This is a genomic window from Chitinophaga sp. YR627, from assembly GCF_900114995.1.
Classification (GTDB): Bacteria; Bacteroidota; Bacteroidia; order Chitinophagales; family Chitinophagaceae; genus Chitinophaga.
The window spans coordinates 1,212,679-1,237,771 of sequence record NZ_FOUX01000002.1 but is presented as its reverse complement, the minus strand read 5'-3'; the positions used below and the strand labels follow the sequence as shown (position 1 = coordinate 1,237,771).

The following is a 25,093-nucleotide window of genomic DNA, read 5'->3' as shown; positions in this document are numbered from 1 at the left end:
CGTTTTTCTTTTTCCGGCTTCATTTTGTACTTTATATCCAAAGCGAAAGATGATGAAAAAATTCCCGTTATTATTATTGCTACTCTGCTGTTGCATGCCATTGTTTGCGCAGCAATTCAATGGTCTGGATATGAATATGGGTAACCTCTACCGGTTATCCAATGCGAAGACCCGTTCTATCAGTCCTGAGAATTTTACCGGAGAAAAAGGAAGAGGAGGAATGGCTGTTCCGCAGAAAGACGCCGCTCCCAATACGGCAAATGCGACAGGGCCGGCACGTGAGCTGGGACAGGGCTGGAAAGTAAATCCTTTTGTGATCATTAAACCGGGACAGACCTTTACAATGGCCGAAATAACTGGTCCGGGTGCTATTCAGCATATCTGGATGACGCCGACCGGTGTATGGCGTTATTCTATTTTGCGGGTATACTGGGATGATGAAAAAGAGCCGTCTGTAGAATGCCCTGTAGGTGATTTCTTTGGGATGGCCTGGAATGAATATGCTCCGTTGAATTCCATGGCGATCACTGTCAATCCCGGCAGTGCTTTCAACAGCTACTGGATGATGCCTTTCCGCAGGAAGTGCCGTATAACTATGGAGAACATTAATACAGAACAAATGACGCTGTATTACCAGGTTGATTATACCCTGACGGATGTACCTGATGATGCTGCTTATTTTCATGCACAATTCCGTCGTACCAACCCGGATACAACATCTGATTATGTGCTGGTGGATAATATTAAAGGGAAGGGGCAGTATGTGGGCACTTTCATGGCATTGGGTGTGAATAACTCAGGCTGGTGGGGTGAAGGGGAGATTAAATTCTTTATGGATGGAGATAACAAATTTCCTACTATCTGTGGAACAGGTACGGAAGACTATTTCTGCGGATCATACAATTTTGACAGGGGAGGAAAATATACTGAGTTCTGCACACCGTATGCCGGATTGCATCAGGTGATACGTCCGGATGGTACTTACCGGGCGCGTCAGCGATTTGGCATGTACCGCTGGCATATTATGGATCCTGTGCGTTTTGATAAAGATCTGAAGGTTACAATACAAGACCTCGGTTGGCGGGAAGGCGGCCGCTATCTGCAGCAGCATTCTGATATCTCATCTGTGGTGTATTGGTACCAGACGGAACCGCATCAGTCATTCCCGAAACTGCCTGTAAAAGACAAGCTGGAGGTTTATTGAGCCAGTGCTTTGCTTAATACGGATTCCAGTTGTTTACATAATTCACCGAAACTGGAAGGTTTCGTAAGGAAATGAGCAGCGCCCATCTCAGCAGTTTCAATACCGTCTTTTTCTCTCAATGAAGTAGAGAAGATAACAACAGGGATGTTGCGGTAGGCGTTGTTCTTTTTGATCTCTGCGAGGAACTGTTTGCCGTTCATTTTCGGCATATTCAGATCCAGAAAGATAAGGTCACATTCCAGGCTTTCTTTTTCCAGCATGCGTAGTCCTTCTTCTCCGTCAGAAGCGAAATAACAGGTGGCTTCACTGTCCACTATAGACATTGCCTCTCCGAAAAGCTCCTGATCATCTAAATCGTCGTCTACCAGTAAGATTACTTTTTTAGCCATATGTGCCGCAAAAGTAGCGATATTCCCTGTACTAATATGTATATTGAGCAGATTGTTTGCGTTTATTTGATATTAAATAAATCAAATATAAGTATGTAATTTGCTACCATTAAATTTTCTATTCCCTTCTATATGACAACCTATTTCAGCGCGGAGCAGCGGCGGATATTGCGATATTCCTGGATACCTGTGATCATTTTTCTGTGTTGCTTTCTCTGGTCCGACCTGCTTTCTCTACATCCTGAAATAAATGATAGTACTACTAATTATCTGTCTTCTCTATTGCTAAGATTACCACTGGCATTATTGCCTGCATATGAGTTCTTCATCAGGAGAAGGTACCGCGATATGATCTTTATGATATTGCTTGCTGTTATCAGCGTTGTGATAATGCTCTGGGAATTCTATCAGCGTGTACATGCAGGGCCGATCTTATACGGCTTTAGTACACTCGCAATATCGCTGGGGTGCAGTTTCATTATTTTAAGCCTGCGTGCCTGGCTGCTGGGATTAAAGAATATATGGTTTACAACGCTACTGGCGGTGTCAGCGACTTGTTTTGCGCAATCTATATTCACACAGATAGATCTTTTTACAGAAGGAAAGGACCTGCCGTTTTATATACAGGAGCTGATAACATTACCATTTAAAATCGTATTACCTGTATTGTACTTTACGGTATTATTTCTCGCAGATAATGTAACGGAATACAGCAACTATTGGCCTAAACTGCAATCCAGATTGCAGGTGATCAATGGAAAAGAATATTTGTTGCTGTCGCTTTGTGGCATCTATGCTGGTTTCTTTGGCGCCGTGGCTTTGGGATGGAGCCTGATGATCGTTTATGTCAAAATGAGGGGCGTCAGTCTGCTGAATATGGACTACTTCAGCGTCTCTGTACTGGTTATACGAAGTCTGATCTTTCTGGTTGGCTGTCTCTTAAAGGGATATCTGTTTCGTAATATAGTTATCAGCAGAATGATGACTACCGGCAGGAAGGACGCCTGGTGGTTTGTACTGCATTATCTGTTGCCTGTCAACATCCTGGCTGTCATACTACTTGCCGGAAAAAAGACAATACACACGACGACGGGAGAAAACCTGCAATGTTATCTCTCTGAGAGAAAATCGTCTGTTGGCACAGTACTGATATATGCCGGTTGTATTGGCAGATTATTAATCGTTGGTGTATTTGGCATATTGTTATTCCAATGGCCTGATCTTAATGCAGGAATAGCCGTCGCTTTCATATTCTGCTGTGCCTTGTTGTATCCTTTTCTGCGACGTCACAGGGCTGTTTTTATCGCCATTACTGTACTAAACGCTACGCTGCTGTGCTTTTATGCCGCAGCAGACTATGACAGCAGCTTTGCACTCTTTTTTATGATTGTATATCAATACATTTTCGTATTTCAGGAGGTTTTCTATCCTACGCTGGACAGTATGGAAGGCGGCGAGGAGCAGCTGTTGTTTGTTGGATAGTAAATAATTTTAATATAAGTATGTAACTTACGCGCTCAAAATCCCTGTAACCTACTTTTATGGCAACCTATTTCAGCGCTGTCCAGAGACGCGTCCTCAAATTTATCTGGATCCCCGTGCTCATTTATCTGGCTTTTTATCTGCCGGCAGACATCCACCAACGGGATTTTTACTTAAGTACCGTTAACCAGTTGGATTATGTATCAAATGTCCTGTTTGTACTACCGTTTTCATTTGCGATCGGCTATGAATTCCTGATGCGAAACAAGTACAGAGAACTGATAATTCTGGTGCTGATTGCGCTTGCAGGAAGTTTACTGATTGAGTTTGAATTCTTTTTCCGGTTTAAGGCGAAAAGTCATTCCTATGGTCTGAACTCCTTATTACTGGCTTTATTTGTCAACTTCCAGTTACTGATAGTACGTGCCTACCTGCTCGGCGGTCCGCAGATATGGCAGCGGGCATTGACCGGATTGGCTGTCACGTATTTTACGGCTACATTATCCAGTCACATTTTCACCCTTACCAGTCCGTTCCACATCAGTGCTTTCTGGCTGCGGGAAGTCATTACTTTACCTTTCCGGATACTGTTCCCGGTTTTGTATTTCACCGGCTTATTCCTGGCTGATAATCTGTTTTCAGAAGAAGGCTATCTGGAAAAACTGAAATCAAAACTGGAGCGCATCAGCAGTAAGGAATACCTGGTGCTCTACCTTTTCCTGTCACTTGTATGCCTCTTTGGTGCAACAGCCTTTGGTTATCAATTGGGTATGTTGTTCAGCAAGTTCGGTGGACGCGGATCATTTCTGGCTGGTCATTATTCAATATTCGTAGTGATCATTTTCTTGCTGTCTTATGCTATGGTATGTGCCGCGGCAGGTTATCTGTTACGCAATGTTGTGATTAGCCGTATGAACACGATCGGCAGTGATAATGGGTGGCTGTATGTATTACATTATTCTGTCCTGCTCAATATCATTCCTGTAATCGTCTGGAGCAATGCGGCATCCGTTCATAAAACAGAAGAAGAGAATGCGGTATTCTATCTGACTAAAACACCTTCTTCCATAGGAATGGTGATCATGTGTGTAGGTACTGTATGTGCTTTTGCAACAGGTTTCTATATCCTGTCAGCAATGAGTCATGCCGCCGGTGGTTATATACTGGGATTTTCTGCCATCTGCCTCTTTAACACCTTTTTGCATCCAATGCTGAGAAAGTTTAAAGATGCCGTATACGGAATACTGATCTTAAATACGATATCAGTGTTGCTGTTAGCCCTGGCAGCCCGGGGAGAAGATGCGTATGTCGGCAGTATGCTGATGACTATTTATCTCTCCTTTTATGTGTTGATAGAGGTATTTCATCCCAGTCTGGAGGAGTATCAGTTACCGGAAGAAACGTTCGATGTAGATAAAAACCCTGGAGAAGTCAGCTTTTAAGGGGCTTAAATTTTACTGTGTCAGGAAGATGACCTATATACAGGCCATAGATAACTCGTAGATAACCCATAGATAACCCGTATCTATAGGAATGAGATATATACGGGTTATCTATGGGTTATCTACGGCTTATCTATGGAAAATCTACCTGACTCAGTAAAATCCTGATACAGTCCTGATATAGGTTTACACTGGCAGTTGTTAAACCTGTTTTAGTGCAGAAAAACTTTACAGTTCACGTATTACATGCAGGAATGGCTTTACAGGATAAAAATTGTTGCAGCAATCTCTTTACCATTTTGGTGTCATATTGGCTTTTTTGTTGTGTATCAGCGCATGATATTATAAATGTTAACGGCTTATAACTATTATTAATAGTTGTAACTTTTATTCGTAGAAATTTTGTAAATTCAACCGTCACATTCTGCACTGAAAGTGACCACTGCATTTGTTATGCAGTAATGTACAAGGGACCGGCAGCATTAGTACACATGGGCATATTACGTTAACCTGAAATGAAATGGAAGACAGTTTTCAAATACGCTTATCCGGCGTAGTGTCTTTAAAATTCCGATCTTATTTCACTCTTCCAGGTGTTCCGGCAAATGATCATCAACATGACTGCACTTTATCCGCAGTACTACCCCTGGACCGGCTGAGCCCTCATCCCGGATAGGACAGTTACAACCAATTCTCCTGTTATCCTCTTCACTTCAAATAACTAGCTGACATGAAACTTGATGTTAACTTTAATTCGTTACTACCTTTTCAACAATCCGAACACATACCTGCATCTTTTGAACATTATTTGTCTTCAGAGAAGCCGCCTTTGTATTATGCTACACCACAATGTAGCGTGCTGATACAACAGATGCAGCTTTTTGAAAAAAGTTTCTGGTATACAGTCATTAACGCTACAGAGGATAATCTGTTATTACGATTCGATCTCACACCTGGTCTGAGTAAATTATTGATTTACACCATCCAGAATGACAGTGAGATGATGTTTTTACACCAGGATATCGGGATTGATATAGGGGAGAATGATTATTGTTACCTGGGAGGAGGTTTTCAGCCCAGAGACCTGCGCGTATTGGTCAGTAAGGGTAGCTATCAGTCGCTGGCATTTCCGTTCTCTCCTGAACAGGATGACAGTGAAAGCATGAAAAGCGCCGAAACATTTGCGTTTGTTAACAAGTTCCTTTTTGCCCTTGGTCTGATGAATACAGAGGCCAGAAAATAAGGGACAAGACCATGATTCTTTAAAAACCTAACCAATATGCCAATAGAGTTCCGGTTGCCTGCGCATCTGACGCAGGATACAGCGATAACGCATGTTGTGCCCCCGCGTTACCGCAAATTACGATTGCCGATACATGATACAGGTACTGCTTTTGTATCCGGTAAATGGGGCGTACTGCTGAAGCAGCAGGTACAGGTGGCAGAAAGCTTTTATGCGGAGTTGTATATCGAGCCGACCACTGATCTCAGCATCACTATAGTGGTCAGTCAGCCGGTGGTTATTATGCAGGCAATTGTAACTGGCAATACCCGTATGCTCCATCCAGACAGCCATATACAATTGCAGTCTGGTAAAATGGGTTTGCAATACCTGTCTCCGGATGTGGAATATACCCTTAGGCTGACAGCAGGGCAGCCCTTCCGTAGTACCTATTTTCAGACGCCGGTCACCTTGCTGGATGAACTGGCAGATACCTATCAGCAACTGAAAGAGATGTTGCATGCTGTCAATACAGATAGCCGCTTTTCAGCACATCTGCCTTACATCCGCCTGAGCTCATCCGTGCGTATGGAGATAGAGAAAATGAAGAATTGTCCGCTTGCCGGTCAGGCCCGCACCCAGTATTTTAATAACCGCATCAGCGACGTTGTTATTTCCTATCTGGATAATATGCATCGTATTACATTGCAGGACAGCAGACTGATATTACTGCATGAAAAAGAGATAGATGAATTTATTGAAAGCGTAGACCGCTGTCCGGAAGAACCTGTAAATGTAGAACAGCGTGCGCATGCATTGGGACTGACAGAACGGGCCCTGGAAAATGCCTTCAAACTCAAACTGGGCAGTACAGTGAAAATCTATGTGTTACAACAAAGGGTGGAGAAAGCCAAGCAACTGCTGGTGGCCACGATGCATACGATCACTGACATTGCACTGGAAGTAGGGTATTCAGATCCATCCTATTTTATCAGAATCTTCAAACAAACTGAAGGCGTCACTCCAGGACGGTATAGAAGTGATCACAGTGCAGCTATTTAGCTGTATATAGGACAAAAGAGATAAAAAATATCCATAGGTTGTTTGCCTTTGTCCTATCGTTTTTTCAGGCTGCTTGCGATATTTGTAAGGTGACTACGAGATTAACCCATAAATGAAGTCGCATCATCAGATAGTTAATGCCACAAAAATATTGGAATGAAACCTTGTTTGTAATCTGAATGAAGGTCTTGCTTGAAAACTTATCATTGCTTTAATAAACATATTTGCCTTTTCATAATAATGCGGACAGGCGTTCTCCATAGAATGCTGTTTTCCTCAACTACTTACGGAGTAAGTATGTCCGCGTAAAGATCAGTCAGCAGGATGCCCGGACCTTTGTTTAACGCGAAGGTCCGGCCTCCACTGACAAAGAGGGCTGAGAAAGCAAAATTCTTTTAATGGTATATTGAGGATATCTAGCTGTTCTGCTTATCCAGGCGGGACATTCTCTGAAAAATATTGTAGCGTATTAAGCTATCATGGAGATGGTTCATCCTTCGGGATAACCCGTCAAAAGCGATGCTTGTTCGTAAACTTTTTTAGTGTTGGTTCTTTGTCTACCGTTATTCTTCATCCGTTCGTTAATCCACAACCAGGGTAGGCAGAACTATTGTAGCACAGTTTCGGTATGACCCGACTTTCCCTCGTTAATAGGTAGGGTCAGCAGGAACTGCTATTGATCATTCCGGGAGAAGGCCTTCAGGCTTTTCCCGGAATTTGTTTTTACAGTCGCGTCTTTTCATTACTTGTCACTCATTTTCACTAAATTAGCAGTGACCAGACACCTGGCAACGTTACACCGGAGAAAACCTCAAAATATGTACAGATTGCTTTCCCTGATTAAGACGGGGACGGATGTTTTGCAGGAAAACAGGAAGCGCACAACTGTCGTTATAGTAAACGTAATGGCGATTATCCCTGCTATACTGGCATTCATCATGGGACCTGTGTTATATGCCATCACCGGCAGCTGGCTGACGTGGATCTCTCCATGGATAGAAGCGGGCGTGTTAACCATCGCTGTGATGCTGAATAAAAAACACCAGTTTAACAGAGCAGCCCTGTTGACTTTCCTGGTACATTCCTTTGGCCTCTTTTTCTTTGGCCTGTTTCTCGGACGGGCAGCCTGTATCGAAGGTATTGTGATCTTTATGATCGGATTTAGTTTTCTGCTATTTGAACGCAGGAAGGAACAGATACTCAGTATCTCCTTTTTACTGTGTATCGCACTGCTGCTTGAAATCAATTCATTTTATAAAATAGTCGATCACCTGCCGTACCCTGAACGTGCAGGTAATCTCATGTACGGTATTATCTTCTTCCTGGTGACCTTCCTCAATATCATGGTGCTCCGGTTTTACAGTCAGGACTTCTCCGACTGGATCAGACGACTGGAGATAAAAAGTATGTCCAAAAGCAATTTTATCGCTAAGACAAGCCATGATCTCAGGGGATCTATCAATGTGATCGAGAGTATACTGGAAGACTGGTTTGATCCTGCGCATACGGAGCCGGGAGAGCCGATCATGGTAGATTATGACCAGGTATCCAGCATGTACTTCGCTACGCAGGATGTAAAGCTGGTGATGAATGATGTACTGAGTCTGAGTAAAATAGAATCCGGTTCCTACGATGAAATTACCCGCTCCGCTGTCAGGGTACGCGAATGGTTTGTCAAACGTGCCGCCGGTTACCAGGTACTGGGTAACAGAAAAGCGGTAAAAATAGCCTGTCGCATCAATGACGATGTGCCTGAATATATCATCACCGACGCTGCAAAGATGCATCGCATTGTGATTAATCTGCTGACCAATGCGATTAAGTTCAGCCGGAATGATACAATGGTCCGCCTGCATGTCTATCTCCTGAATAACGCCACCATTTGTATGGATATCACGGATGAAGGTGTGGGTATCGAAGAAAAGAACCTGGAGAGAATATTCAGCCCCTATGTGTCCCAGCAACATCAGCAGACGGAATCTACAGGCCTCGGACTGACCATTTCCAGGCATTTTGCGCATCGGATGGGGGGGAACATCACCGTCAGGAGTATTCCCGGAAAAGGCAGCACATTTACGCTGACCTTGCCACTGGAACAGGGAGCTACTCCACAGGCCAGGATATTACCGCCGGTAACTCCGGTAAACAGTACAAAGGGACAGGAAGACCTGCTGCCCCTGCATATACTGGTGGTAGATGACGATGTCATGTGCAGGACCATTGCGGAAAGACTGCTGAGAAAAATGGTCAGCAGCGTCATGGTGGCAGATAGTCTGGATAATGCCCTATGGCTGGCGAATGAACGGCCACCCAACCTTATTCTGCTGGACCTGAATATGCCAGGTATCAGTGGTAAAGAAATGCTGTATAAGATAAAACACCACCCCCAGCTGGCCGATGTACCTGTGATTATCTGCTCCGCAGATGCCTATGAGGAGACGATCAGCGATATGAAGAACTTTGGCGCAGACGGTTACCTGGTGAAACCCATTACTACTTCAAGTCAACTCTATAACGAGATCATCAGGTTTAGCCAGACAATAGCAAACTGATTAATAGCAGTTTATCTCTCCCGAAGTATATACTTCCCTGATACATGCACGCATGGTTTTTTTTAAATTCAAAGTGATAAGAGAATCTTCTGACATTTCTAAATCACTTTGTTATGTTGTATCCTACATTCAGCATTCCTGCGCTGTATTGTCCCTTCAATTCCCAGATCAGTCCTTATGCCAGTGCCGTCGAAGCGCATACCACCCAATGGGTGGAGCGGTTTGGGCTGCATGAGGCTATCCACGGTTACCGGGAGGCTAAATTCGCCTATATGACCTCCCGTTTCTATCCCACAGCGGAGTATGGACGGCTCTGTCTGGCCAATGACCTGCTGGTATTACTTTTTCTGATGGATGACATCTTTGATAACAGGGATGAAGAAGCGCAGCATCCTGAGAATCTAAAAAAACTGCTCTATGCCTGTCTGGGTATTCTGAAAGACGGACACCGTTATACACTGGAAGACTGGCATAACAGACAAACGCCTGGTCAGGATATTGTGCATAAAAGCATTACCCAGGCAATGGTGGCAAAAGAACATGTGAATATCCTGACGGCGCTGACCGATGTCTGGCAAAGGGTACAGGCCTGTACTTCCCTCAGTTATCAGCGGACCTTCGTGCAGGATATGTTCAAACTGTTCAATGCTGTCAACTGGCAGAACCAGAATGTCAATGCGGACCGTATGCCCTCTGTTGCCGATTACATCGAATCCCGTCCACTGATAGGAGGGGCACATATAGCGGCTACCCTGATAGAACTGGCGGAACAGGTACATCTGCCGGAGGACATCATTAATCACAAGAAACTGTCCAATCTGACGATGTTGTGTGGTCACCTGGGATGTTGGGCCAATGACCTGTACTCGCTGGGAAAAGAGCTGGAACAGGGCGATACGCACAACCTGGTGCTGGTCATCCGAGAGGAACGGCAACTGGATATAGAAGCCGCCATCAATGAAACGGTCAGGCTGCATAACCAGGAAATGATACAATTTGAGCGCATCTTTCATTCATTACCCACATTTGATGATAAAACGGATGAGGAAGTATACAAGTATGCTTTCTGTCTGGCGATGATCGTACGGGGAAATATTGACTGGAGTCTGCAGGATACGGCCCGGTACCAGCAGGTATATGCGTGAATAAACAGATGGGGACAGATCTTTTTCACAGGCGTCCCGTTTCCGTAAAATAGTGGGACGCCTGTGTGGATAACGTTGTGTATCCAGCAACTATTTTATTACCTTAATAGCCCATAAATTTCCTTGTATATGAAGAATGCATTGTTTTGTCTGGCCTTGTGCTGCCTTGTCGTGCAGGCATTTGCCCAGCGGGTCCACATTATACCGGCGCCGGTTTCCGTACAGGAACAACCGGGAAATTTCGTTATTGATAACAGTGTTACCATTATTGCGCCTTCGGCAGGTACACAGCTGGATAGCACCCTGCAATGGTTTAATGACCGTATGGCGACAGCTACCGGCTTCCACCTGAAAACAGCCAAAACGGGGGCTAAAGTCCTGCGTATCGTATTGGATAAGGCAGAGAAACAGGAAGGGTATAAGCTGAAGGTAACACCTAAAGAGATCACCCTGACAGCACAAAGTCCGGCAGGCGTGTTTTATGGTCTGCAGACATTGTTGCAGTTGTTACCGCCGGATATTGAAAGCAGTCAGCCCCTTACGCGTAGCTGGACGGTACCCTGTGCAGATATCACTGACTATCCCCGTTTTGGCTGGAGAGGTCTGATGCTGGACGTCAGCAGGCATTTCTATACCAAAGAAGAAGTGAAACGCTACATCGATGAGATGGCGAGATACAAATACAACATTTTCCACTGGCACCTCAGCGATGATAACGGCTGGCGTATTGAGATCAAAAGTCTGCCGGAACTGACAAAGGTGGGTGCATGGCGGGTAGCCCGTACCGGCAGATGGGGTACGTTCGAAGCTCCGCAACCCGGAGAACCGGCAACAGAAGGTGGTTTTTACACACAGGAAGACATCAAGGAGATCCTTGCCTATGCACAGGCACGATATATCACCATTCTGCCGGAAATAGATGTTCCTGCGCATAGTCTGGCGATGATCGCGGCATATCCGAACCTCTCCTGTACGCAATTGCCTTATAGTGTTAACCCGGGTAGTCATTTTTACAAAAAGGAAGATAATGCGCTCTGTATTGGCAATGATTCGGTATACCTCGTACTTGATAAGGTATTTACAGAGATCGCAGCTTTGTTTCCCTTCAACTATATTCATGTGGGAGGAGATGAGGCTTACAAGGGCTTCTGGGATAAATGTCCTAAATGCCGCAAAAGAATGGAGCAGGATCACCTGAAGAATGTGGATGAACTGCAAAGCTATTTCGTAAAACGGATGGAAAAAATACTCCAGAGTAAAGGCAAAAAGCTCATTGGATGGGATGAGATCCTGGAAGGTGGATTGGCGCCTGAGGCGACCGTAATGAGCTGGAGAGGTATGAAAGGAGGGATAGAAGCTGCGAAGATGAATCATCATGTGGTCATGAGTCCCTGGGAGTATTGTTACCTGGACCTCTACCAGGGCGATCCTGCAGCGGAACCGCCTACCTATGGTATGTGCAGACTGAGTGATTCGTACAACTATGATCCGGTGCCGGATGGTGTAGATGAGCAATATATCCTCGGCGGACAGGGGAACCTCTGGACGGAATCTATTGCTAACTACCGGCATATTCAGTATATGACCTGGCCACGTGCGCTGGCATTATCAGAGGTTTACTGGAGTCCTAAAGCCAATCGCAACTGGGATGATTTTGTGCAGAGAATGGAGGTGCATTTTGTAAGATTGGATACTGCTCATGTTAAATACTCCCGTAGTGCATGGAATGCTGTTGTAAAACCATCAAAAGACAACAACGGACAACTGTCAGTGCAGCTGTCCACCGAGATAAAAGGACTGGATATTTACTACACTTTTGATAATTCTGATCCGGATAATATGTATCCGCATTACACCGGACAACCATTAGTATTTCCGGCAGGAGCTGCAAACCTGAGTATCGTTACTTATCAGAACGGAAAAAAGGTAGGAGAACTACTTACCGTTGGTAAAGAAGAGTTGTTGAAACGGCTAAAAGATAACTGATTAATATACAGGAATGTAATACAGTAAAAGGGCGGCCGGTATATCGGCCGCCCTTTTACTGTATTACATATATAATATTTTTATTCTTTTTTCAGGAAACTATTGCGTACTTTGATAGTAATTAACTATCCGGAAAGCCTGATGACTATACCAATTAAGAGGACACTTCCCTCAGTGGCTCTCACTATTATTTATTGTCTTGTCTCAACTATTTTTATTCACGCACAGAATAACAGTATTACAGACAACATCCAGCTTTTTCCGCAGTCTGACACAGTGGCAAAAATAGTGGACAGTGTATTTAATCAGACGCCTGACGCTGATAGTATTCCCGTTGTAATGGCGATCACCACTACTACTCCGGATAATACATACGGTATCGGTAATACGATTACATTTCAGATAATTTTTGATCAGATCGTACATGTAAGCGGAGGAACACCTGTTCTTCAGTTGAACATTGCAGGAAGGGCAGCCAGCGCATCCTATATTTCCGGAGATAGTACAAATACACTCGCATTTACTTACACTGTTAATCGTGGAGATACAAGTAGCAGACTGGATTATGCGACAGTTGATGCCTTACAGCTCAACGGAGCCACCATTCGCGGCAGCCGTGGTCCACAGGCAGTATTGACATTACCTGCACCCGGTAATCCGGGTTCTATCGCGGCACAAAGTCTGATTGTAATAGATGGTAATCCTCCTCCTGTGCCGGTGATTACTGTACCGGGTAGTAATGCGGTGTTTACACAAAAAGATGTGATGATCAGTGGTTTGGCAGAGCCGAACACACTCGTTACGATATACATTGATGGGAAAGTACTGACAACTGCTACAACTGATGCAGGAGGCAGCTGGACAATTGTTACCAGCACTACCGTTACTGATGGTAATCATACACTGCGGGCTACCGCTACAGATGCGGCTGGTAATGTGAGTCCGCAGAGTGCCGGTGTACCTGTCATCACAGATCTGACTGTGCCGGGCGCTATGTCAGTCGTTATTTTATCTGCCAATAAAAATCCAACATATGCAACCATCGGGGATGTGATCACCGTGTATTTTTCAGTAGACGATGTGATCGATCTGCCTGAAATCACGATCGGTACTACACCCGCAAACGTAACCGCATTAGGCCCTAAGGAATATGTAGCAAGACATACAGTCACTACTACTGATGCCGACGGACAGGTATCTTTCCAGATAGTATTCAGGGATCTGCATGGTAATACAGGCGATACGATCACCACCACTACTGATAACAGTAAAGTATTTATAGATAAAAAATCACCGGCAGTGACACTCAATACAATTGAGTCGTCACCATTCAGAGCCGCTTTCCTGGTCTATATCAGCTTCAGCGAAGCCATCGCAGATTTTGATCTGAGTTACCTGCGTGCAACAAACGCCACCATTTCAGATCTCAACAGTATCAGTAATAACGTGATGACAGTGCTGGTGACGCCAATGTATGATGGTCCGGTAACAGTTGACCTGGCAGCGAATGCGGCACATGATGCAGCCGGGAATCCGAGTCAGGCATCTGCACAGCTGCTGGTACAGGCGCTTTTCGGCGGTTATTTTGAAAAGGTATATCCTAATCCTGCCAGTAGTACGATGCGCTTACAGTTTACCGGTACCGTGAATGAAAAAGCGACGATTACCATGGCGAGCTTCCGGGGCGTAGTGGTATATGAAAAGGAGCTTTTTATGGATAGTAAGGTGCTGACGCTGGATGTGAGTAATATACCGTCAGGCGCGTATATTGTGACGATCAGGTCTAAGAATTATAGTTTTTATACCAATGTGATGGTGGTGCATTAGGGAAGACGCCTTAGAATACCGCATTTTCAAGCGTCTTCCATACTTTGTTACAACATTTCTACTATTGATATTTCCTTTGTCTTTTATATATTTTCAATATAATTTCCCCCGCTAATCCGCTACTGATAGGGATATGATCCTCACATCCTGAGCTGATATACTACCCGCAAAATAGCCTGCAGATACCGCCCTTCATTTCCGGCAACGATTGCGTAAATAAAAAGTAAGAGAAGTAAATTATTCTGTAGCTTGTCGGAAATTAGTGTCACTACGACACTGTAGGCAAATAGTTATAAACGATTCCATGGTTGTGCAGGGGGGCTGTAGCTCAAAGACTGGTCCAGTACATATTGTCAAGTGCTTCGGTGAAGGTAAGATAGACTTAAAAATTCCTTTGGTATGAAAAAAATTGTATTCCACCACCTGATCGCGCAAAAGACCTTTTGCCTTCGATTATGGCAATACCGTTTCCTGAATTAAGGATTCCATTACTAGTAATTCCACATTAAAGCAGCATTTCGTTATGCCAACCGCTTAATGCGTGCTGTATTTCAGCAAAAAAATCAGCTGATGAAAGACTTTTTATTCCACAAAAAACTGTTATTGCCCGGAGCCTTGTTATTGCAAATGATGGCATCCGCACAGCAACTGGCCGTTAATAATTCCAACGCAACGCCGCCGGCCATTGCTCAGGCAAAAGAAATTATCCTCAAGGGGAAAGTAATAGGGACAGAAGAAGGTACCGGCCTGCCCGGAGTAGTTGTACGCGTAAAAGTCGGCAACAAAGGGACAACCACCATGCCTGACGGCTCCTATACACTCAAAGTACACGAGAACTCAACCATCGTTGTATCCCTGATCGGATATGTTACACAGGAAATTCCTGTGAATAAAAAAGAAAGTATTACCGTTTACCTGGCCAAAGATGTGAAAGCATTGACAGAAACAGTGATCATCGGTTACGGTACGCAGAAACGGGCAAATGTACTTGGTGCAGTTGCTGCCGTGAATGCCAGTGATATTGAAGACCTGCCAGTAGCCAATCTGGCAACAGCCCTGCAGAATAAAGTACCGGGTGTGTCAGTGGCACAGTCCTCTGGTCGTCCGGGTTCTTCTACCAGTCTGACCATCCGTAATCCGGTGACCTGGGCTGCTACCGGTTCCTCTATTGATCCATTGTATGTAATTGACGGTTTCCAGCTCACAAAACAGGATTTTGATAACCTGGATGCTACCCAGATAGAGAGCATTACTTTCCTGAAAGATGCGGCCGCTTCCATCTATGGCGCCCGTGGTGCGAATGGGGTGGTACTGGTGAAAACCAAAATGGGCCGTCCTGGCAAACCACGCATCAGTTATTCTGGTTCACATGGTATTTCTTCGGCTACCTATATTCCGGAGATGCTGACAGCCTACGATCATGCGGTGCTGCTGAACAATAAGTATACTGCGCTGAAAGATGCGAATACCAATAAGTTCTATACACCACAGGAACTGGAATACCTGCAAACGCATAACAATAACTGGATAGATAACGTATGGAAAAGCTCTCACCTGAGCCGTCATACGATCAACGTCAGCGGTGGTACAGAAAGGATCACCTTCTTCGCAGGTGGTAACTACTATTCGGAAGATGGGAATGTCGGTGACCTCAACGCTACCAAATATGGTCTGCGTATGGGGCTGAATACCAAAATCACCGACAACCTGACCGCTACAATTTCCTTTGCAACAGATAACTCAAAGATCAATCGCCCTACGCCTAAAACAGTACAGTCCGGGCTGACTGAACAGTCTGACCAGATGAGTGCTACCGTGAGCGCCCTGCTGCTTACACCAGGATGGGTACCGATGTATATTGATGACAGACCGGTATTTTCATCTGTACCTGGATGGCATCCGGGAGAACTGGTGAAAACTGGTAGTTACAGCCGCTCCCGTACACAGGGCCAGACGATCAATGCTGCCCTTGAGTATAAATTACCGGCTATAGAAGGACTGTCTTTCCGGGTACAATATGCACGTAGTAACAGGACGAACTTTGGTAAGGAATTCTATGTGCCTTATTCCCTGTACAACTTCGTAAAAGAAGGTACACATGAGACCACACAGAATGTGATGTTCACCAATCAGCTGACTACCAACAATCCGACCACACTGATCAAGAATGGTAACCTGATGACAGAATCCTATGGTGGTTCTTCCAGTTATCAGCTGAACGAGGCGATCAACTATGCCCGCACTTTCGGTAAACATGATATTGCCGTGGTACTGGTGGCAGAACAGAGCGAATCTTCTTCTGACGCATTTGATACCCGCCGTGAACAGGTGGTGATACCAGGTATCGACGAACTGTTTGCCTTCAGCCAGGATAAAAGTTTTTATGATAACTCCGGTTCTTCCGGAGAAACAGGCAGGATGAGTTATGTCAGCCGTGTGAACTATGGTTTTAACGACCGCTATCTGCTGGAAGCGACCTTCCGTGCTGATGCTTCTCCCAACTTCCCGAAAAGCTCAAGATGGGGTTATTTTCCATCGGTAGCGGTAGGCTGGAGGGTGTCTCAGGAGAAATTCTTCCATGATAATGTAAAGTTTATCAATGACCTGAAGATCCGTTTCCAGGTAGGTCTGACTGGTAATGACGCTGTGAAGAACTACCAGTATAAAGAGCGTTATACACAGACAACCGGTATGCTGTTCGGTAACACCATGACCAGCGGTCTGAATAACAATGATATCCCCAACAGCAGTATTACCTGGGAGAAAGCATTGTATAAGAACCTGGGTTTTGACGGTAGTTTCTTCGATCGCCGTTTTGATTTCGCCATTGACCTCTATCATCGTTACAACTACGACATGCTGATGCAGCCGAGTAATACGGTCCCTACCAGCTTTGGTGGTGGTATTGCTGATCAGAACTATGGCCGTCTGAAATCATACGGTATTGAGGCCGGACTGACATACAACGGGAAAGTCGGTAAAGAGTTCAGCTACTATACTACCGTCAACTTTGGTATCAGTGATAATAAAGTGATCCGCAAATACTATGGTGCTGGTGATACTGCCTGGAGAAATCCGATTGGCCGCAGAACAGACAGCGGACTGGAAGGTTATAAAGCAGTAGGTATGCTGCGCACACAGGCAGATGTGGACGCACTGCTGGCTAAAAATCCGGACTGGACGATCGATGGTGAAAAGCCTATTCCGGGATACATGAATTATGAAGATATCAATGGTGATGGCAAGATCAATGAAATGGATAAGACCCGTATTGCACCGAGGGGTAGCAGTCTCTTTGGGGTAGGCTTCAACCTGGGGGCATCCTGGAGATCATTCAAGTTCAGTGTGAACATGTCCCTGCAGGTGGGTGGTCAGACGGTATATGATAAGACAGCAAGAACGCCTGCTAACGAAAACCAGCGCGCGCTGGCTATCTGGAAAGATTCCTGGTCACCGGAAAATCCAAATGCTAAGTATCCATTGATCAATGCACCACTGATCAAAGAAATATCTGACATCTGGATGGTAAGTGCTACTACAATGAGAGTGAACAACATGATGTTGTCCTATGGTCTTCCGCAGAACCTGTCCTCCCGCTGGAAAATACCTGACCTGCGTGTTTTTGTGACAGGTACGAATCTATGGTCTATTATCAACCATCAGTCTTACAAAGACCCGGCTACCAATCTGGCAGTAGATTATCCTGCCCTGCGTACCTACACTTTTGGTCTGAATGTAAGTCTCTAAATTATTAAGCCATGCGAAAATTATTCAGCTATATATTACTGACTGTCAGTCTGACCGCGTGTTCAGATATACTTGATAAGACAGACCTGACAGGGATTGACGAGCGTACATGGGATAACGAATCTACCGCGACGCTGTACCTGAACAGGGTATATGATCTGTCAATGCCCACCTGGCCTAATCTCGCCAGCGCAGCAACACTGCCAACCGCTATTCATGATATCTCTGATGATTATAATGGCGGTGACCAGAAGATCTGGTATGGTACCTTGTCTGTGGATAATATCACTGATTTCTTTGGCGGAAATGCCTCCAATAATGTGTGGGCCTACATCCGCAAAGCCAATATCCTGATATCTGAAATCGAGAAAGGTCCTTTGCCGGTGGATGTGAAAACAAAGATCAAGGCACAGGCATATTTCCTGAGAGGATGGTTATATTTTCAGTTGGTTAAGCTGTATGGTGGCGTACCTTATATCAGCCATCCACAGGACTGGGTAACAGAAAACCTGTTCGTTACCAGGAATAAAACATCCGAATGTATTGATTCCATTGCCCGGGATTTTGATATGGCAACCGCTTTGCCGGGTACCTGGGGAACAGCCGACAAGGGACGGATCACCCGTGGCGCTGCATTAGGCGTAAAAGGCCGTATGCTGTTATATTGGGCAAGTCCGCAGTTTAACCCTAACAATGATCCTGCACGCTGGGAAAGGGCTTATAAGGCCAACAGAGCGGCATATGATACGCTGGTGATGGATGGCTATGGATTGTTCTCCAATTATGCAAATATCTGGCTGGATGAAGGCACTGGCAACAAAGAAGTGATCCTGCTGCGTTCTTTTGATGGCGCTACCAAGGCCAGCACATTTGATGATGCGGCCCGTCCGAACTCTGAATCAAATGGTGGCGGTGGTGCTTATCAGCCTACACTTGAACTGGTGAATACTTATCCTACTATAGACGGTTTACCGATCACTGATCCTAATTCAGGTTATGATCCTGTATATTACTGGAAAAACCGTGACCCGCGTTTTGATGCCACCATTGCCTATAACGGGTGTATCTGGCCGCTGAGTAATAAAACAGGTCGTAAGCAGTGGAACTATGTTGGCGTAACCGAAGACAAGAACAAACCTACTGCAACAGGTTTCTATTGCCGTAAGAATGTTAATACATCTACCATCAAGGATAACACCAAGCTGGGTAAGACAGACTGGATCGAAATGCGCTTCGCAGAAGTAATGCTTAACCTGGCGGAGTGTGCCAATGCAACCGGCCGTACACAGGAAGCTTATGACATGCTGACTGCCATCCGCAGGAGAGCAGGCATTCGTCCGGGTGAAGGTGGTACCTATGGTTTGAAACAGGGGATGTCCAGAGATGAAATGTTTGAGACGATCATCAACGAGCGTCGCATAGAACTGGCATTCGAGGGCAAACGTTATGATGACCTGCGCCGTAATAAATTGTTTGATAAACTGAATGGCAAGAAACGTTCTATCCTGAAGATCACCATTAACGCACCTTATACAGCGGCTATTCTGGAAAAACCAGACGCGACAGGTATTACGCTGCGTGATAAACTGGATCTGAATGGACCGGATTATACAACGTATTTTACAGCTACGGTTGATGTGCTGGATACGCAGAAGCCGATCAACTATCCGTCCAACTATTATTTTTACGCCATTCCTACTACCAACATCACAAGGAACCCGAGTATTGTGCAGACGACTGGCTGGACGACTGGCGGCTTTAATCCATTAGACTAAAAACATAATAGCATACCATTATCTCTGGGCTGTTGAAGTTCATAGACCATTAAACTACTCGTATGAAACATTATCTCGCCGGAACGTTGCTTATTGCTGCCCTTGGAGGGGCGCAGGGTGCTTATGCACAGTATCCGACCATACCAAAGGCCGTACAGGAAGTCAGTGACTCACTGATGGAAGGCGCTAAAAGACGTTCAGATGCTGCATGGGAAAAGGCATTACCTATCGTAAAAGAGGAGGCCCGTCAGGGGAAACCTTATATTCCATTTGCCTCCAGACCTACTGATCTGCCGCAGGCACAGATACCTGCTTTTCCTGGTGCGGAAGGCGGTGGTGCTTATACTTTCGGTGGAAGAGGGGGAAAGATCTTTGTGGTGACCAGTCTGGAAGACAGCGGTCCGGGTACCTTACGTGATGCCTGTGAAGCTGGTGGCGCCCGTACCATCGTATTCAACGTAGCGGGTATCATTCACCTGAAAACCCCGATCATCCTGATGGCGCCATATATCACCATTGCCGGACAAACCGCTCCTGGTGATGGTGTCTGCGTAGCAGGAGAGTCTTTCTGGATTAATACGCATGACGTTGTGATCCGCTATATGCGTTTCCGTCGTGGCGAAACAACTGTAGGTCGCAGGGATGACGCATTGGGCGGAAACCCGATCGGTAACATCATTATCGACCATTGTTCTACCAGCTGGGGTCTGGATGAGAATATCTCCCTCTATCGCCATATGTACAATCCGGGTACCGGTTATGCAGAGGAGAAACTGCCTACTGTGAATATCACGATCCAGAACACCATCTCTTCTGAAGCACTGGATACTTACAACCACGCATTTGGTAGTACCCTCGGTGGAGAAAACTGTTCATTCATGCGCAACCTCTGGGCATGTAATGCGGGGCGTAACCCATCTGTCGGTTGGTACAGCATTTTCAATTTTGTGAATAACGTGGTGTTCAACTGGAAACATCGTACCGTAGATGGCGGTGATTACCGTTCACAGTTCAATATTGTGAATAACTACTTCAAACCAGGTCCGATCACACCTAAAGATGATGCGGTAGGTCACAGAATACTGAAACCGGAATCAGGTCGTAGTAAACTAAAATACCGTGAATTCGGCAGAGCCTACGTGAATGGCAACATCATGGAAGGCTATCCAAAGATCACTGCCAATAACTGGGATGGTGGTGTACAGATAGAAGACATGGATAATGCCGGTGAGTATGAAAAAGATATGCGTGTGAGCAATCCGCTGCCAATGCCACGTATGATGATCATGTCCGCAAAAGACGCTTATCAGTATGTATTGGACAATGCTGGTGCTACACTGCCGGTACGTGATGCGGTAGATACAAGAGTGATCGAGCAGGTAAGAACAGGTAAAATTCAATACAAGGATAAAACAGATTCAAAGATCGGTAGCGAATACATCAAACGCCGTCTGAGTCCTGATTCCTATAAAGAAGGTATTATCTATGATATCGCACAGGTAGGTGGCTATCCCGAATACAAGGGTAAACCTTACAAAGACAGCGATGGTGATGGTATTCCTGATGAATGGGAAACCCGTCATAAAATGAATCCGAAAGATCCTAAGGATGCAGTACTGGATAGCAATGGCGATGGTTATACCAATATCGAAGACTTCCTGAACGACATCAAAGGCGACAAGAAAAGTTACCAGATGATCGTAACAGAGCGTGCTTCTAAAATTGTATCTACACTGGATCTCCGTGATGCAGGTAAATCCATCCAGGTACAGGATATCATTGCGCAGCAATATGCTGATCTGCATGACCTGGATGAAAAGAAAGATACCACGCAGATACACCAGCTGCATGAACGTTATCTGTCAAAACTCTCTTCTGTATTGAGCACCGAACAGGTAACACGTGTGAAAGACGGTATGACCTACGGTGTAATGCCGATTACATACAATGCTTATCTGGAAATGCTGCCACAGCTTACTAAACAGCAACAACAGCAGATCAAAACCTGGCTGGAGGAAGCGCGTGAGAAAGCGATGGATGCAGGTTCTTCAGAACAAAAGCATGCATGGTTTGGTAAATACAAAGGGCGTATCAATAATTACCTGTCATCAGCAGGTATCGACATGAAAAAGGCGGAAGCCGACTGGAAGAAACGTAGGAATGACTAAGCAATTATTAACAATATGTATTGCCTGTTGGCTGCCTTTTCTGGCAGCCGCACAGGCAAAAAAGCCGAAAGCACCTTTACCTCCTGTATCATTGGAAAAAGGACAGCTGGTGTATCAGCCGGATGAAAAAGGGAATCGTATCCCTGATTTTTCCTGGTGTGGATATATGGCCGGCGAACAAGCATTGCCCCTGACCCCTATAAGGGTCAGGGTGCCTGTTATGAAGGGGGATGCGACCGCCACCATACAGGCGGCACTGGACTATGTATCGTCCCTGCCGCTGAAAGAGGGCGTACGTGGCGCTGTATTACTGGATAAAGGCACTTTTGAGGTGAGTGGCAGTCTGCGTATCAATGCCTCTGGTGTGGTGCTGAGAGGAAGCGGAGACAGCACAGTGTTGCTGGCAACAGGATACAGCCGCGCGATATTGATACATATCAGCGGGCGTAATGACAAACAGCTATCTCCGGCTGTGAAGATCACAGATGCTTATGTGCCTGTCAACAGCCATGTTGTACACATACCGTCTGGTGTATCGCTACACGAAGGAGACGAAGTGGAGATTGTACGCCCCTGCACACTCTCCTGGATACAACAACTGGGAACGGCACATTTTGGTGGTGGTATTACTGCCCTCGGCTGGAAACCAGGGGACAGGGAAATACACTGGTCGCGTAAGGTGCTGAAAGTAGCAGGGAATACAGTCACCCTGGATGTACCACTTACCAATGCCCTGGATACTGCTGATGGCGCCGCGACCATTGCGGCGTATAAATGGCCCGGATCGATTACACAGACAGGTGTGGAAAACCTGCATTGCCGTTCAGTCTTTGATGCCGCCAATCCGAAGGATGAGGATCATTGCTGGACAGCCATCGCAATAGAAAATGCCACAGATGCCTGGGTAAGACAGGTCAGTTTTGAACACTTTGCCGGTTCTGCCGTAGCAGTGCTGGAAACGGCCCGCAGGGTTACTGTAGAAGATTGTATCTCAACTGCACCGGTCTCTGAGATCGGGGGACAGCGACGATATACCTTTTTTACTGCCGGACAGCAGACCTTGTTCCAGCGTAACTATGCACAACAGGGTTATCATGATTTTGCTGCCGGTTTTTGTGCAGCTGGTCCGAATGCTTTTGTACAGTGTATGTCTGATATGCCCTACAGTTTCAGTGGTGCGATCGATAGCTGGGCGACCGGTTTACTATTGGATAATGTAATTGTCAACGGACAGGCCTTAGGTTTTCCAAACCGTGGTCAGGATGGACAGGGAGCTGGATGGACAGCTGCGAATAGTGTACTGTGGCAATGTGCCGCTGCGAGAATAGACTGTTATCGTCCACCGGGCGCTAATAACTGGGCTTTCGGTGCATGGGCACAGTTTGCAGGAGATGGCGAATGGTATGCTTCCAATGAATACATACAGCCACGTAGTTTATACTATGCACAACTGGCTGCCCGCCTGGGTGAGAAAGCCGCAGCACATGCTTATTTGTTACCGGAACTGGGAGATGCTTCCAGTAGTCCGACAGCCGATGTTGCTGCCGCATTATCCTGCCAGTCTATGCAACCTGCCACTACTTTGCAGGAATGGATAGTGATGGCGGCTACCCGTACGCCGATTCCAGTCAATGCAGCTGGTATACGCATACAGGAGCCTGTAAAACAACCTGTATCAGCAGCGGCACCTGGTATGAAAGTAGTGAACGGATGGCTGGTGAATAATGGCGCCGTGATGACAGGAGACCGTAGAGATGTATCCTGGTGGAGAGGGAATATCAGACCTGATGGTATACAGGAAGCTTCGCCACATATTACCCGGTATGTGCCAGGTAGAACAGGTACGGGACTCACAGATAATCTGGATTCTGTATCTGCCTGGATGAGCCGCAAACACATCGTGGCGATCGATCATAATTACGGATTGTGGTATGACAGAAGAAGAGATGACCATGAGCGGGTATTGCGACTGGATGGAGATGTATGGCCACCGTTTTATGAGCAACCTTTTGCGCGTAGCGGACAAGGCACAGCATGGGAAGGACTGAGCAAATATGATCTGACGAAATATAACCGTTGGTATTGGTACCGGTTGCAACAGTTTGCGGCGCTGGCCGATAGGAACGGACAGGTATTGATCCATCAGCAGTATTTCCAGCATAATATTATCGAGGCAGGAGCGCATTATGCTGACTTCCCCTGGCGGCCTGCCAACAATATCAATCAAACCGGATTTCCGGAGCCACCGCCTTATGCAGGTGGTAAACGCATCTTTATGGCAGAGCAGTTTTATGATACAACCAATGCTGTCAGAAATAAACTGCATCGTGCTTATATCCGTCAGTGCCTGGACAACTTCAGCAATAACCATAATGTTATTCAGCTGATAGGTGCTGAATTCACCGGTCCTTTGCATTTTGTGGATTTCTGGACAGATGTGATCAGGACATGGGAGCTGGAAAAGCAACAACATCCTGTCATCGGGCTTAGCACCACCAAAGATGTACAGGACGCTGTGCTGAATGATGTGCAACGTGCACCGGTGATCGATCTGATAGATATCCGTTACTGGCATTACCAGGAGAATGGAACTGTTTATGCGCCACAGGGTGGACAGCACCTGGCTCCCCGCCAGCATGCACGTTTGCTGAAACCAAAACGTAGTAATGAGAAAGAAATCTATCGGGCAGTACGCGAGTATCGCGATCTATATCCGGGTAAAGCCGTGATGTATTCTGGCGATAGTTATGATAAAAACGGCTGGGCTGTATTCATGGCAGGAGGTTCTCTCGCCAGTATTCCATCCATAGCTGTTCCCGGTTTTCTGTCTGCCGCTGCAGGTATGCATCCGGCAGACATGCCGGGATTTTGGGCACTCAGCAACGATCATGGTGATTATATCATCTATACTGCCGGCGCCGCCAATATCGATATCCCCGCTAGCACAGCCGCCTACAACGCTGTGTGGATCGATGCTGCGAATGGCAACACACTACTGAGTAAAAAGAATATTAAAGCCGGTACCGGCCATACTTTGTCAGCACCGAAAGCAGGTGCACAGGTACTCTGGCTGATACGCAAATAAAGGACCT

General features: G+C 45.8%; 14 protein-coding genes. 13 read left to right on the top strand and 1 reads right to left on the bottom strand.

Features of this window, described 5'->3' with window-relative positions; all coding sequences use genetic code 11:
- The first annotated feature begins 49 nt into the window (after window positions 1–49).
- Window positions 50–1,204: a glycoside hydrolase family 172 protein gene (locus tag BMZ72_RS13540; RefSeq protein WP_218155244.1), complete on the top strand. Its 1,155-nt coding sequence runs from the start codon at window positions 50–52 to the stop codon at window positions 1,202–1,204.
- Here the strand turns inward: BMZ72_RS13540 and BMZ72_RS13535 are convergent.
- Entirely contained in the window at window positions 1,198–1,593 is a 396-nt protein-coding gene (locus BMZ72_RS13535) for a response regulator (RefSeq protein ID WP_089809125.1), read from the bottom strand. The genes BMZ72_RS13540 and BMZ72_RS13535 overlap by 7 nt on opposite strands.
- A 132-nt stretch (window positions 1,594–1,725) precedes the next feature.
- Between BMZ72_RS13535 and BMZ72_RS13530 the strand changes: the two genes are divergently transcribed.
- From BMZ72_RS13530 to BMZ72_RS13475, 12 genes are all read left to right on the top strand, one after another.
- Window positions 1,726–3,075, top strand: coding sequence for a hypothetical protein (locus BMZ72_RS13530; protein ID WP_143087686.1), 1,350 nt, complete (start codon window positions 1,726–1,728; stop codon window positions 3,073–3,075).
- Between the two features lie 59 nt (window positions 3,076–3,134).
- Window positions 3,135–4,517, top strand: coding sequence for a hypothetical protein (locus BMZ72_RS13525; RefSeq protein ID WP_089809121.1), 1,383 nt, complete (start codon window positions 3,135–3,137; stop codon window positions 4,515–4,517).
- Between the two features lie 730 nt (window positions 4,518–5,247).
- Window positions 5,248–5,760, top strand: a complete 513-nt coding sequence (locus tag BMZ72_RS13520) for a hypothetical protein (RefSeq protein WP_089809118.1) — start codon at window positions 5,248–5,250, stop codon at window positions 5,758–5,760.
- 36 nt (window positions 5,761–5,796) lie between these two features.
- A complete protein-coding gene (locus BMZ72_RS13515) occupies window positions 5,797–6,801 on the top strand; it encodes a helix-turn-helix transcriptional regulator (RefSeq protein ID WP_089809116.1) in 1,005 nt (334 codons plus the stop codon).
- 818 nt (window positions 6,802–7,619) lie between these two features.
- Window positions 7,620–9,353: a hybrid sensor histidine kinase/response regulator gene (locus BMZ72_RS13510; RefSeq protein ID WP_089809114.1), complete on the top strand. Its 1,734-nt coding sequence runs from the start codon at window positions 7,620–7,622 to the stop codon at window positions 9,351–9,353.
- A gap of 113 nt (window positions 9,354–9,466) precedes the next feature.
- On the top strand, window positions 9,467–10,498 hold the full coding sequence (locus BMZ72_RS13505) for a terpene synthase family protein (RefSeq protein WP_089809112.1): 1,032 nt from the start codon (window positions 9,467–9,469) through the stop codon (window positions 10,496–10,498).
- Between the two features lie 129 nt (window positions 10,499–10,627).
- Window positions 10,628–12,484 (top strand): beta-N-acetylhexosaminidase, encoded by a 1,857-nt coding sequence (locus BMZ72_RS13500; protein WP_089809110.1) that lies wholly within the window; start codon window positions 10,628–10,630, stop codon window positions 12,482–12,484.
- A gap of 288 nt (window positions 12,485–12,772) precedes the next feature.
- A complete protein-coding gene (locus tag BMZ72_RS13495; protein WP_218155243.1) occupies window positions 12,773–14,311 on the top strand; it encodes an Ig-like domain-containing protein in 1,539 nt (512 codons plus the stop codon).
- 570 nt (window positions 14,312–14,881) lie between these two features.
- Window positions 14,882–18,058 (top strand): SusC/RagA family TonB-linked outer membrane protein, encoded by a 3,177-nt coding sequence (locus BMZ72_RS13490; RefSeq protein ID WP_177222782.1) that lies wholly within the window; start codon window positions 14,882–14,884, stop codon window positions 18,056–18,058.
- An 11-nt stretch (window positions 18,059–18,069) separates the two neighbouring features.
- Window positions 18,070–19,833: a RagB/SusD family nutrient uptake outer membrane protein gene (locus BMZ72_RS13485; RefSeq protein ID WP_089809104.1), complete on the top strand. Its 1,764-nt coding sequence runs from the start codon at window positions 18,070–18,072 to the stop codon at window positions 19,831–19,833.
- A 62-nt stretch (window positions 19,834–19,895) separates the two neighbouring features.
- Window positions 19,896–22,001, top strand: coding sequence for a DUF3826 domain-containing protein (locus BMZ72_RS13480; RefSeq protein WP_089809102.1), 2,106 nt, complete (start codon window positions 19,896–19,898; stop codon window positions 21,999–22,001).
- Window positions 21,994–25,086, top strand: a complete 3,093-nt coding sequence (locus tag BMZ72_RS13475) for a DUF6298 domain-containing protein (protein ID WP_089809100.1) — start codon at window positions 21,994–21,996, stop codon at window positions 25,084–25,086. The genes BMZ72_RS13480 and BMZ72_RS13475 overlap by 8 nt, the downstream gene beginning before the upstream one ends.
- The last annotated feature ends 7 nt before the right edge of the window (window positions 25,087–25,093 follow it).

Bases quoted from the DNA above. Each gene is read 5' to 3' on its own strand.
- BMZ72_RS13485 (WP_089809104.1), top strand. From the start codon at position 18,070: ATGCGAAAATTATTCAGCTATATATTACTGACTGTCAGTCTGACCGCG.
- BMZ72_RS13540 (WP_218155244.1), top strand. From the start codon at position 50: ATGATGAAAAAATTCCCGTTATTATTATTGCTACTCTGCTGTTGCATG.
- BMZ72_RS13520 (WP_089809118.1), top strand. From the start codon at position 5,248: ATGAAACTTGATGTTAACTTTAATTCGTTACTACCTTTTCAACAATCC.
- BMZ72_RS13525 (WP_089809121.1), top strand. From the start codon at position 3,135: ATGGCAACCTATTTCAGCGCTGTCCAGAGACGCGTCCTCAAATTTATC.
- BMZ72_RS13535 (WP_089809125.1), bottom strand. From the start codon at position 1,593: ATGGCTAAAAAAGTAATCTTACTGGTAGACGACGATTTAGATGATCAG.
- BMZ72_RS13500 (WP_089809110.1), top strand. From the start codon at position 10,628: ATGAAGAATGCATTGTTTTGTCTGGCCTTGTGCTGCCTTGTCGTGCAG.
- BMZ72_RS13475 (WP_089809100.1), top strand. From the start codon at position 21,994: ATGACTAAGCAATTATTAACAATATGTATTGCCTGTTGGCTGCCTTTT.
- BMZ72_RS13530 (WP_143087686.1), top strand. From the start codon at position 1,726: ATGACAACCTATTTCAGCGCGGAGCAGCGGCGGATATTGCGATATTCC.
- BMZ72_RS13505 (WP_089809112.1), top strand. From the start codon at position 9,467: ATGTTGTATCCTACATTCAGCATTCCTGCGCTGTATTGTCCCTTCAAT.
- BMZ72_RS13490 (WP_177222782.1), top strand. From the start codon at position 14,882: ATGAAAGACTTTTTATTCCACAAAAAACTGTTATTGCCCGGAGCCTTG.
- BMZ72_RS13510 (WP_089809114.1), top strand. From the start codon at position 7,620: ATGTACAGATTGCTTTCCCTGATTAAGACGGGGACGGATGTTTTGCAG.
- BMZ72_RS13480 (WP_089809102.1), top strand. From the start codon at position 19,896: ATGAAACATTATCTCGCCGGAACGTTGCTTATTGCTGCCCTTGGAGGG.
- BMZ72_RS13515 (WP_089809116.1), top strand. From the start codon at position 5,797: ATGCCAATAGAGTTCCGGTTGCCTGCGCATCTGACGCAGGATACAGCG.